This is a genomic window from Flavobacterium ustbae, assembly GCF_003946915.1.
GTDB classification, from domain to species: Bacteria; Bacteroidota; Bacteroidia; order Flavobacteriales; family Flavobacteriaceae; genus Flavobacterium; species Flavobacterium ustbae.
Genome location: NZ_RPOC01000003.1, coordinates 197,370 through 208,717 on the forward strand (window position 1 = coordinate 197,370; position 11,348 = coordinate 208,717).

The 11,348-nt window shown below is 34.0% G+C and carries 9 protein-coding genes and 1 other RNA gene; 4 read left to right on the forward strand and 6 right to left on the reverse strand.

Annotation, left to right across the window (positions count from 1 at the left end; all coding sequences use genetic code 11):
• Window positions 1-52: 52 nt before the first annotated feature.
• The 3 genes from EG814_RS06550 to EG814_RS06560 all read right to left on the reverse strand — a co-directional run bounded on the left by EG814_RS06550 (window position 53) and on the right by EG814_RS06560 (window position 2,632).
• On the reverse strand, window positions 53-625 hold the full coding sequence (locus tag EG814_RS06550; RefSeq protein WP_235830923.1) for a Crp/Fnr family transcriptional regulator: 573 nt from the start codon (window positions 623-625) through the stop codon (window positions 53-55).
• A gap of 156 nt (window positions 626-781) precedes the next feature.
• Window positions 782-1,179: a transfer-messenger RNA gene (gene ssrA / locus EG814_RS06555) on the reverse strand.
• A gap of 250 nt (window positions 1,180-1,429) precedes the next feature.
• The gene (locus EG814_RS06560) at window positions 1,430-2,632 is read right to left on the reverse strand and encodes a serine hydrolase domain-containing protein (RefSeq protein ID WP_125720133.1); all 1,203 of its coding nucleotides are present in this window, start codon (window positions 2,630-2,632) and stop codon (window positions 1,430-1,432) included.
• Between the two features lie 241 nt (window positions 2,633-2,873).
• Between EG814_RS06560 and EG814_RS06565 the strand changes: the two genes are divergently transcribed.
• Complete coding sequence (locus tag EG814_RS06565; protein WP_125720135.1) at window positions 2,874-4,076, forward strand: NAD(P)-dependent oxidoreductase; 1,203 nt, start codon at window positions 2,874-2,876, stop codon at window positions 4,074-4,076.
• Between the two features lie 93 nt (window positions 4,077-4,169).
• Here EG814_RS06565 and fumC read toward each other — a convergent pair whose 3' ends face one another.
• On the reverse strand, window positions 4,170-5,555 hold the full coding sequence (gene fumC, locus EG814_RS06570; RefSeq protein ID WP_125720137.1) for a class II fumarate hydratase: 1,386 nt from the start codon (window positions 5,553-5,555) through the stop codon (window positions 4,170-4,172).
• A gap of 274 nt (window positions 5,556-5,829) precedes the next feature.
• Here fumC and EG814_RS06575 point away from each other — a divergent pair, with 274 nt between their 5' ends.
• Complete coding sequence (locus tag EG814_RS06575) at window positions 5,830-6,003, forward strand: hypothetical protein (protein WP_111288649.1); 174 nt, start codon at window positions 5,830-5,832, stop codon at window positions 6,001-6,003.
• Between the two features lie 322 nt (window positions 6,004-6,325).
• Here the strand turns inward: EG814_RS06575 and EG814_RS06580 are convergent, their stop codons facing one another.
• The gene (locus tag EG814_RS06580; protein ID WP_125720139.1) at window positions 6,326-8,779 is read right to left on the reverse strand and encodes an outer membrane beta-barrel family protein; all 2,454 of its coding nucleotides are present in this window, start codon (window positions 8,777-8,779) and stop codon (window positions 6,326-6,328) included.
• A gap of 88 nt (window positions 8,780-8,867) precedes the next feature.
• Window positions 8,868-9,212 (reverse strand): arsenate reductase (glutaredoxin), encoded by a 345-nt coding sequence (arsC, locus tag EG814_RS06585; protein ID WP_125720141.1) that lies wholly within the window; start codon window positions 9,210-9,212, stop codon window positions 8,868-8,870.
• 118 nt (window positions 9,213-9,330) lie between these two features.
• Between arsC and EG814_RS06590 the strand changes: the two genes are divergently transcribed.
• Window positions 9,331-10,263 (forward strand): CPBP family intramembrane glutamic endopeptidase, encoded by a 933-nt coding sequence (locus EG814_RS06590; protein WP_125720143.1) that lies wholly within the window; start codon window positions 9,331-9,333, stop codon window positions 10,261-10,263.
• Window positions 10,264-10,267: 4 nt separating this feature from the next.
• Window positions 10,268-11,311 carry an AMP-binding protein gene (locus EG814_RS06595; RefSeq protein ID WP_125720145.1) on the forward strand — a complete coding sequence of 348 codons (1,044 nt, stop codon included), beginning with the start codon at window positions 10,268-10,270 and terminating at the stop codon, window positions 11,309-11,311.
• Window positions 11,312-11,348 lie beyond the last annotated feature (37 nt).

The following is an 11,348-nucleotide window of genomic DNA, read 5'->3' on the forward strand; positions in this document are numbered from 1 at the left end:
ATAAAATCCATGAAATCAAATGATGCAGATCACGCCGGAATCGTGATGCAGATCACGGAAAAGAATTAGAAATTCGACTGAGCGTTTCTCGCGTAATTCCGAGATAAGAAGCGATAACTGACTTAGGAAGACGTTCTATTAGCATGGGATACTGCTGTACAAAAATTTCATAATGTTTTTTGGCATCATTGCTAAGCATAGAAACAAGTCTTCTTTGAAAAGCAGAATAAGCGCCTTCCATTTTTTTTCTGAAGAAATTATTAATTTCAGGAAGTTCTGTGCACAGCCTTTCGCGATCTTCTAGAGAAAGTGCCAGTAGTTCGCAGTCTTCGAGAGATTCTATATTCAGAGTAGCGGGATTTTTTTTAAAGTAAGCATCATAATCGCTTACCCACCAGTCCTCAACAGCAAATCTGATAATCTTTTCCTTTCCGTCTTCAAGCTGATAAGATGCCTTTACACAACCTTTAAATACCCAATATTCTTGTGCAACCAAATCTCCCCAACTGATTATGATTGTGTTTTTTCTAATTTTTTTTGACTTGAAAAAAGAAAATACGTAGTCAAATTTTTCATCACTTATTGGTGAAATTTTTTCGATGTGCTTTCTAAACTGCTCCTTCATTGACATTTATTATTGCAAAGTTGGATTCTAATTTAATAAATATTATGAAATAAATGGTTTTGAAATTCTCTTTGGACTTGGAGAATTTTTTTCTGTAATCTTAATTTCATGTGCTTAAAAACAAAAAGCCTGTAAACAAGGAGTTTACAGGCTTTTTTGTGGAGTCGCCGGGAATCGAACCCGGGTCCAAACAAGCAACTAAAGAGCTTTCTACACGTTTATTTCCTGATTAGATTTTCGATGTTGAGCTAGGCCAGAAACAACCACCCAACACTTATCTTCTTAATTTTCGAAATCTACCCGAAGCTCATAGAAATCTAGGTTTATTTTTACGGTTCCCCTGAACGGAACGCCACAAACCAAGGCTTTCCAGGAGAATCCAGCTTCTCTACCTTGTAGAGACGTGGCGCAATCGTACTATGATTCGGATTATGCAGCTAAAGCGTAATTATTTTCGCCGTGTAAAAGTTTGAGATCTTATATTTACGAGCAAGGTCTCAATGCTCGACGTGCTTACTGTTCAATTCGACTTGCTGTCAAAACCAGTCGACCCCAAAAAATAAGTCTGCAAATTTAGAGTATTTGAAATTACTTTCTGCTAAAATTTTCAGAAAAATTAATGTGGTCTTTAAAGTCCTTAGTTCTTAGTCCAAAGTTGAAAACGTAAAGTTTTAAAGATCAGTGCTTAAATTGTTTTTGCTTTTCTTTCAATTTATGTAATCTAAAATAACAATAGTGGCAAAAGCTCTAAGACTTTCACTTAGGCTATGGATTTTAAGACTAATAACTTAACAGACATCAAGGTTATTCTTCGTCTTTAAAATTAAAAGGATAATCTCCAAAGATCGGAGCTAATTTACGAACCGCATAAGTGTTTCTAGTCATCTTATTAGACAGCGCGATAATCGTTACACCTTCTTCCATTAAAGTAATATAAGATGAAGTGTTTCCGTGCCACCATCCATTATGAAAATAGAAATTCTGTCCTGTTTCCCAGTTAATCATTCTAATTCCAAGACCGTAATTTTTAGTTCCTTTACGCTCATTGCTGTAGCCCACATAAACCTGTTTTAATAATTCAGGTTTTAAGAAATCGGGTGATTGCCTTGCTCTGTCAAACTTTAAAAGGTCTCGTGCTGTAGAGAACACATTCTTGTCTCCGTAAACATTATCTAGGTAATCAAAACCAATTTCTACACCATTTCCCTTATAGGAAGGCACAATTTTTTTTCGGTCTTTATCGTCGTCAAATACATAGGTATTTTTCATTCCCAATGGTTTGAAAATCATTTCAGCCATAGCTTCTTTAAAACTCAAACCTGTAATTTTTTCAATGATAAGAGCTAGCATCGCATAATTGGTATTGCAGTAGCTAAAACGAGTTCCTGTTCTAGCTTCTAAACCAATATCTTTTGTTGCCAGAATATCCAAAATATCTTTATTGGTCAATTGATTATGTCTGTCCCAAACCGATTTGTCACGATCTGTAAAATAAGCATAATTACGCATCCCTGTACGATGATCTAATAGCATTCTAATAGTACATTCTTCGTATGGAAAAGTTTTTAAAATAGTATTTACTTTTTGATCCAATTCAATTTTGCCTGCATTTACCAGTTTTAAAACTGCTGATGCAGTCAGAACTTTACTTACCGAAGCAATCTGCACAGGGGTTTCGGGTGTAATTTTGGTTCCTTCATTTTTGTTAGCAAAACCATTATATCGTTCAAATAAAATCTGCCCATTTTTGGCCACTAGAAAACTTCCGTTCATATTGTTATTGGGCCAATTTTTATTGTAAAAGTGATTTATTCTACCAACCACCGAATTTTTGTAAGCCTGAGAAACTTTTGGTTCTGCTCCTAACGGCTTCATTTTAGGTAATGTATCTTCGACTTCTGGAGTAGTATCTATTTGCGTTTTTTTGTTTTGACCACAAGAACTTAAAACTAGTATAGAAAAAAGTATTTGTGGTATCTTTGTTTTTTTAAGGAAAATCATTTGCATCGTTCTTTAAAAACAAATATATCGAATTCAATTTTGTTGTATTCTTAATTCTGAGGCTTAAAATTGTGTTTTTTAACATAACTTTAAGAATGTGAAAATTTAGTGCTTTGTTTTTCAGCTTATAACGGTTTTGAAGCATTCTAAATAGAATTTTTAAAACAAAATTTTAACTAAATTTGTTATATTTGGAACAAATACAATGCTAAAAGTTATATTATTTAATTAAAAAAAAATACTTTATATGAAATTTGGAATCATAAAAGAAAGAAAAAATCCGCCGGATAGAAGAGTTGTATTTTCACCAAATGAGTTGACAAAACTAAAACAGCTATATCACGATGCTGCTGTAAAAGTGGAAAGTTCCGATATAAGAATTTTTTCTGATGATGATTATAAAAATATGGGAATCACAGTTGCAGATGATATTTCTGATTGCGACGTTTTGTTTGGCGTAAAAGAAGTTCCTGTAGAAAATCTGATTCCAAATAAAGCGTATTTCTTTTTTTCTCATACCATTAAAAAACAGCCTCATAACAGGAAATTACTTCAGGCAGTTTTAGAAAAAAATATTGACTTATATGATCACGAAACTATTGTAGACGAACATAACCGCCGTTTAATTGGTTTTGGAAAATATGCGGGAATGGTTGGAGTTTATAACGGAATTCGAGCTTTCGGAATTAAATTCGAATTGTTTACACTTCCAAAAGCAGAGATACTTTCAGGAAAAGAAGATTTAATCAAGCATTTAAAACGCATCACAATGCCTGCATTAAAATTTGTAGTTACCGGAACTGGAAAGGTTGGGAGTGGAGCAAAAGAAATTTTGGATGCTATAAAAATAAAAGAAATTACAATAGACAATTATTTGACCAAAAAATATGCTCAAGCTGTTTACGTTCAGTTAGATGTTTTGGAATACAATAAAAGAAAAGACGGACAGGTCTTGGATTTTGTAGATTTTATTAATCATCCAGAAGAATATGAATCTGATTTTGAGAGATTCACGAAAGTGTCTGATATTTATTTTGCAGGGCATTTTCATGCAAACAATGCACCAATGATTCTGACCAAAGAAATGCTCAATGCAAGCGATTGTAAATTAAAAGTAGTAGCAGATATTTCTTGTGATGTAAATGGACCAATTGCGTGTACAGTCCGTTCTTCGACAATTGCAGATCCTTTATATGGGTATTTTCCTTTAGAAGACAGAGAAGTTGATTTTTTCCATCCTGCGGCAGTCGCGGTAATGGCTGTAGATAATCTGCCATGCGAAATTCCAAAAGATGCCAGCGAAGGTTTTGGAGAACAATTCATGGAACATGTAATTCCTGCTTTCTTCAACGGCGATAAAGACGGAATCTTAAAACGCGCCAAAATCACAGAAAACGGAAAACTAACTGAAAGATTCAGCTATCTTCAGGATTATGTAGATGGAAAATAAGCTACTAAGGTACTAAGCAACTAAGGTTCTAAGGCACTAAGTCAAATATAAAAAACTTAGCAGCTTAGAACCTTAGCAACTTAGCAGCTTAAACTAAACCATTTCCTCTGGTTTCACCCAAGCATCAAAATCTTCTGGTGTTACATATCCCAAACGAACAGCCTCTTCTTTAAGAGTTGTTCCGTTTTTATGAGCTGTTTGAGCGATTTCTGCGGCTTTGTAATATCCAATTTTGGTGTTTAAAGCGGTAACTAACATTAAGGAATTATCTACCAATTCTTTGATGCGTTTATGATTAGGCTCAATTCCTTGTGCGCAATGTTCGTCAAAAGAAATACAAGCATCACCTAACAATTGTGCCGACTGTAAAAAGTTGGCTGCCATGACAGGTTTAAAAACATTCAATTCATAATGACCTTGCATTCCGCCAACAGCAATTGCCATATCATTTCCGATAACTTGGGCACAAACCATTGTTAAAGCCTCACATTGCGTCGGATTTACTTTTCCTGGCATGATAGAAGAGCCAGGCTCGTTTTCAGGAATATGAATTTCGCCAATTCCAGAACGTGGTCCAGAAGCTAACATTCTAACATCATTGGCAATTTTATTTAAAGAAACAGCCAATTGTTTCAAAGCTCCATGCGTTTCTACAATAGCATCGTGAGCGGCAAGAGCTTCAAACTTGTTTTCCGCAGTTATAAAAGGATGATTGGTAAATTCTGCAATGTATTGTGCTACTTTTACATCATAACCTTTTGGAGTGTTTAATCCCGTTCCAACTGCAGTTCCGCCAAGAGCAATTTCAGATAAATGGGCTAAAGTGTTTTTTAAAGCTTTTAATCCGAAAGCTAATTGAGCGGCATATCCAGAAATTTCCTGACCTAGAGTTAAAGGAGTTGCGTCCATTAAGTGCGTACGGCCAATTTTCACTACGTCTTTATATTCAGCAGCTTTTTTGGCTAAAGTTGCGTGAAGTTTTTCAACTCCGGGAATCGTAGTTTCTACAACCATTTTGTAAGCGGCGATGTGCATTCCAGTTGGAAAAGTATCGTTTGATGATTGCGATTTGTTTACATCGTCATTGGCTTTTATGAATTGTTCTCCTTCGCCGATTTCAAAGCCTTTAAGAACTTGAGCGCGGTTGGCAATTACTTCATTAACGTTCATATTGCTTTGTGTTCCAGAACCTGTCTGCCAAATTACCAGCGGAAACTGATCGTCGAGTTTTCCTTCTAGAATTTCGTCGCAGACCGCTGCAATCGCATCTCTTTTTTCGATTGGCAAAACACCTAAATCATAATTGGCGTAAGCTGCGGCTTTTTTAAGATAGGCAAAACCTTCTAAGATTTCTTTTGGCATGGATCCCGATGGGCCAATTTTAAAGTTGTTTCTAGAACGTTCCGTTTGTGCACCCCAATATTTATCGGCTGGGACTTGAACTTCGCCCATAGTGTCTTTTTCTATTCTGTATTTCATTATTTATAAAATATTTGTTTTTTATTGTTAATGGATGATAGTTTATGGTTTGTGGTTTGTGGTTTGTGGTTTGCTGTTACTCTCTCAGAATATTAAAGTCTTAAAGACTTAGTACCTTAGCTTCTCAGTACCTTAGAACCTCTAAAAAAAAGCTTATTTAAAATGAGTATAAATATACGGATAAATGTTATTTAACGAAAATTGATTTAGATTTTATTGCTGAGAAAAAATATAAGCCCTACATTTGTCGTAACATTCAAAAATTCCGGAAAACATGTTTGAATTTTCACAGTACTTAGGTTTTTTACTTTTCTTAACCATACTAACTATAGGGTTTTGGTTAATGTTTTTCTTAGTTGGTTTCGTATCTTACTGGGTTACGGGAGCTAGCTGGGAAATGATTAAAGAAAAAAGAGCCAGAAAAAGACAAGAAGAACAATCTATTTAATTTTAGATTGATGTCATAAAAAAAGAACCCATTGGGTTCTTTTTTTTATCTGTAAATTTGCGATTTTGGATAAAAAAAAGAAAAATTCCAATTTTTTGAAATTCCAAATTCAAATTGTTTGAGTTTAGAACTTTCTCAAAGATTTAAACTTTGAGAAAGTTGAATAGAGTTTTGAAAACAGAAAATCTCAAATTTCAATAATTTAGATTGAAATTTGAGATTTTTTATTTATATATCCAATATTGGAATTTGGAATTTTATTTTTTGGAATTTTAATCCAGTATTGGAATTTGGAATTTCAAATATTGGGATTTCAAAAAGTTTATCCCGGAAATTCTCCACCGCCTTCGCCACCGCCGTCATTGTTTCTAGGAGCATTTTTATCTCTTTCACTTTTTGGTTTATTAAAACGGTAAGTGAACGATAAATTAAACTGACGTTTACGCCATTGGAATTCGTTATATGAATTTACATTGTCTAAATAGGTGTATGATCTCATCTTTCTAGAATTGAAAACGTCGCTAATGTTGAAAGCAATTGTTGCTTTATCTTTAAGAACGTCTTTGCTGAAAGCGGTATTCATTCCGAATTGGCCTAAGTTTTTACCTTGAGCAGTTTTTTGTTCTCCGTTGTACATTGCAGTTAGCTGCCAGTCAATTTTGTACGGAAGTGTAACTTTAGAGTTTATCCTTGCAAACCAAGAATTGGCTTGATTGTCTAAATCTTGAAAAATGTCATTTCCTTGAGTATCTGTATAGCTATAGCTTCCAGTTGTTTTTACGTTAAAAAAGTTGAAGTTACTGTTTAATTTCCACCATTTGTATGGCGTGTAATTGAATGTAAATTCGAAACCAAATTTTTGCTCTTTTCCTAAATTGATCGGTGAACTTTTAATTACAGGAATTCCGTTTACTTCATCTCCTGTAGGAGAACGTACAAAGCTGAAAACGTCTTTCGTGTCTTCAAAATAAGCAGATGTATTGAAAGTTACTTTGTCCCATCTTTTGATATAACCAATGTCATATTTGTCTGTTAAAGAAGGATCTAAGTCTGGATTTCCTTGAAAGATGTTGATGTTACTTGCATAATTTACAGCAGGGTTCATAAAACGTCCTCTTGGTCGAGACAAACGTTTGCTGTAACTTGCTGAGAAATTGCTTTGATCTGAGATTTCGTAGCTAATAAAAGCACTTGGGAATAAGTTGTTGTATTTTTTAGTATTGAAATCGCTGTTATCTAACAAGTTAACTTGAATATTTGTGTCTTCCCATCTCAAACCAAATAAATAAGAAAACTTATTTACTTTGAAACCGTATTGCGTATAAAGTGCGTTGATGTTTTCTTTATACTCTAAAGTATTAGATAAATTAGGATTTACAACACCAGCATCATCCGTTACATTATAAACGTTGTTTAAGTCACCAAAACTTCCTTTGTATCCCGCTTCAAATTGGCTGCCTTCACCTAAAGGCAATACGTAATCTGCTTGAAAAAGAACTTGTTTCTGAATCTGATCATTTAATGTGGTATCAAATCTTGGAGAGTCTTCGATTACACTATTGCTATCGTCTGTATTTCTTGAAATAGATAAATCTGCAGTAAGCTTGTGTCCTTTATCGTTGAAATTTTTAATTAAGTTGGAAGTAAATTCAACATTTTCGCTGCCGGTATCTGCGTTGTTTAAACGATAAGTTGTTCCTGTAAAATTTCGGCCAGCATCATAATTATAGTAATTGATCAAATCTCGGTCGTCACCATTATTTTTTTGGTAATTGATGGCGTTTGTCCAGAAAGTTGTTGGAGTAAGCGTCCATTCGACACCAGCTCTTCCGTTAAATCCGTTTCGGGTACGTTTGGTGTCACGAGTTTCGTCTAAGAAGCTTGTTGTGTTTCCGTTTGTGTCGAAATATTCAGAATTTGTTTTACCAGCTCCTTCAGTTGTTCTATAGTTGTATCCAGCTGTTGTGAAGTAGTTTAGTTTCTCTGTTTTATAATTTAAATTTCCACTTAAACCATACGTTTCAGGTAAACCTGTTGATGCAATCAAAGTTCCGTTAAAACCTTGGTTTTTACCTTTTTTAAGAACAATATTAATAATTCCAGATCCTCCTTCGGCATCATAACGTGCAGATGGATTTGTGATAACTTCGACTTTATCAATTGCATCGGCAGGAAGCTGTCTTAAAGCTTCTGCCATGTTGATGGCTTGTGAAGGTCTGCCGTCAATCAAAATACGAATATTATCGCTTCCTCTTAAACTTACATTTCCTTCAGTATCAACAGAAACAGACGGAACGTTGTCCAGAACATCGCTTACGCTTCCGCCTTTTACAATCATATCCTGACCAACGTTGTATACCTTTTTGTCCAGTTTAATCTCAACAGTCGATTTTTCTGCGCGAATTACAACTTCGTTTAATTGCGCAGCATCTTCTGATAGATTTATGACGCCTAAATTAGTGTCACTTTGGATGCTTTTCTGCTTAATTTCAGTTGATTTAAACGAAATAAATTCAACTTTTATATCGTAAGTTCCAGGTGCAACAGCAACTTCAAATTCTCCTTTTGGGTTTGTAATTCCTCCAGCGACAACTTTTGTGTCATTTGGGGCAGTAATCGAAATAGTAGCATATTCTAAAGGCTGTTTGCTAACTTTTTCAAAAACTTTTCCGGTGACTTTTACTTTATTTTTGCCACCTGGGCTTCCTTGTTGAGAGTAATTGTAAAAACTTGTAAACAAGAATACAAGTAATACAGCAAATTTGATTTTTTTCATTTTCTGGCTTTTCTTTCTTTAGACGGCAAATGTAGCTTTTGGTTTAAAGAGAGAAATCACAAAAAAATGTTAATTGAATATTTTAGAATCAATCTAAAAAAGAAGCAACCAATTCTGGATCTCGGCCAATTATGGCTTTTCCGTCTTTTACAACAATCGGGCGCTCGATTAAAATTGGATTTTCGACCATTGCATTAATGATATCATCGTTACTCAAGGTTTTGCCTTTAAAATTTTCAATCCAGATTTTTTCTTTAGTTCGAATAAGCTCAATAGGTTCAAGATTTAACTGGCCTAATAATTTTTTCAGCTGTTCAAATGTAGGAGTTTGGGTTAAGTAAGGTATAATTTCAAAATCTTGATTTGATTCTTCTATAAAAGCAAGGCAATTTCTTGATTTTCCGCATCTCGGATTATGGTAAATTTGTATCATTTTGTTATATTTAGATATTTCAAATATTTGTAAGATAAAAAAGGGGTATTTTAGCAATATCAAAAGTAAGATTAACTTATCGAATTTGAATTCTCATTTTTTTTAAAATTTTAAATTTATGTTTTTAGAACAAGGAATTAAACCTGAAAATAAATTTTGGAAATATCTTTTAGGATCTCTCTTTATTATTTCAGCGTCTTTTGTGGGGCAAATTCCAATTACAGCTGCTGTATTTTACAAAACATACGCTGAACATATTGCTTTTCCAACGACCAATGAAGGAGTTATGAAAATGTTTGAATCGAATATCACTCTTTTTCTAGTAATGATTTCCTTCATTTTTGCCTTTGCTGGAATTTATTTTGTTGTAAAATATATTCATCATCAAACTCTATTGTCGGTTACTACTTCTAGGCCTAAAGTCGATTGGAAACGAATCTGGTTTTCCTTCTTTGTTTGGGCATTTTTTTCAGTACTCAGTTTTTTATTTGTGTATTTAAGAGCTCCAGAACAGTTTGTGTTGCAATTTAAATTAGTTCCTTTTTTAATATTGGTTGTGGTAGGAACTATTTTAATTCCAATTCAAACTAGTACAGAAGAATATGTTTTTAGAGGATATCTCATGCAAGGATTTGCCAATTTGTCCCGAAACAGATGGTTTCCGCTGCTGATGACTTCTCTTATATTTGGTTCTATGCACTGGACAAATCCTGAGGTTGCCAAAATGGGAAATATTATCATGATTTATTATATAGGAACTGGATTATTTTTAGGTGTAATCACCTTGATGGATGAAGGAATGGAGCTAGCACTCGGATTTCATGCCGCAAACAATCTTGTAGGAGCGTTATTGGTTACCTCAGATTGGACCGTTTTTCAAACCCATTCTATTTTTAAAGATCTTTCAGAACCTTCAGCAGGAATAGATGTAATTCTTCCTGTTGTTATCGTTTATCCTATTTTGCTTTTTATTTTTAGTAAAAAATATGGCTGGAAAAATTGGAAAGAGAAACTAACTGGAAAAATTAGTAATGTCGAATTAAAAGCTTAAGAATATGCTAAACTTAACTCAGAATAAAGTTCACAATTATTTCAAATTAAACGGCTATCATTTAAACGCAAAAGATGTTTGCCAAGTTGCATATAGTTATGTGAAAGAAGGTGATGCTTATGAAAAATCAATCGGAGAATTCTTTTTGGATTGGTTTGATAAAAAAGATTATATCGAAATGACAACTTCTGGAACAACAGGTCTTCCAAAACTAGTCAGATTGAAAAAACAAGCTATGATACAGTCGGCTCTGGCAACGGGCGATTTTTTTGGTTTAAAACCAGGAGACAAAGCCTTATTATGCCTTCCGACACAGTTTATTGCGGGAAAAATGATGCTCGTAAGAAGTTTAATTTTAGGATTAGAATTAGATATCGTTGCTCCCAGTGTTACGCCACTTGCGTTCAATTCGCGAACTTATGATTTTGTTGCTATGGTACCTTTGCAAGTTCAGAACTCTATTGATAAGCTGCATAATATTCGTAAATTAATTATTGGCGGAGCAAAATTGGATAGTGCCTTAGAAGCAGAACTTTTACCGTTTAAAACAGAGATTTATGAAACGTATGGAATGACGGAAACCATTACCCACATTGCAGCGAAACGTTTGGGTGATAATGTTTTTTCGATTCTTCCAAATGTAAAAATAGCGCAGGATGATCGTCAATGTCTGGTTATTCATGTGGCTACAATTTCTGACGAACCAATTGTGACTAATGATTTAGTTGAATTGCTAAGTGAACAGCAATTTAAATTTTTAGGTCGAATTGACAACGTAATCAATAGCGGAGGAGTGAAGCTGATTCCAGAACAGATCGAAGCAAAATTGATTGGCAAAATTGCGAATAGATTTTTTGTAACCGGGCTTCCAGATACAACTTTAGGAGAAAGATTAGTTTTGGTTATTGAAGGTGAAAAACAAGAATTTGCTCCTGATTTCTTTGATGATTTAGGGAAATTTGAAAAACCAAAAGAAATTGTTTTTGTGTCGAAATTCAAAGAAAATGAAAATGGGAAACTTTTACGTAAGCCAACTTTACAGGAATAATATTTAAAGAAATTCCAATTTTTAAATTCCAAATTCC

Excerpts from the sequence above, each read along its gene's own strand:
- EG814_RS06550 (WP_235830923.1), bottom strand. The coding sequence starts at position 625 with ATGAAGGAGCAGTTTAGAAAGCACATCGAAAAAATTTCACCAATAAGT.
- EG814_RS06560 (WP_125720133.1), bottom strand. The coding sequence starts at position 2,632 with ATGCAAATGATTTTCCTTAAAAAAACAAAGATACCACAAATACTTTTT.
- EG814_RS06565 (WP_125720135.1), top strand. The coding sequence starts at position 2,874 with ATGAAATTTGGAATCATAAAAGAAAGAAAAAATCCGCCGGATAGAAGA.
- fumC (WP_125720137.1), bottom strand. The coding sequence starts at position 5,555 with ATGAAATACAGAATAGAAAAAGACACTATGGGCGAAGTTCAAGTCCCA.
- EG814_RS06575 (WP_111288649.1), top strand. The coding sequence starts at position 5,830 with ATGTTTGAATTTTCACAGTACTTAGGTTTTTTACTTTTCTTAACCATA.
- EG814_RS06580 (WP_125720139.1), bottom strand. The coding sequence starts at position 8,779 with ATGAAAAAAATCAAATTTGCTGTATTACTTGTATTCTTGTTTACAAGT.
- arsC (WP_125720141.1), bottom strand. The coding sequence starts at position 9,212 with ATGATACAAATTTACCATAATCCGAGATGCGGAAAATCAAGAAATTGC.
- EG814_RS06590 (WP_125720143.1), top strand. The coding sequence starts at position 9,331 with ATGTTTTTAGAACAAGGAATTAAACCTGAAAATAAATTTTGGAAATAT.
- EG814_RS06595 (WP_125720145.1), top strand. The coding sequence starts at position 10,268 with ATGCTAAACTTAACTCAGAATAAAGTTCACAATTATTTCAAATTAAAC.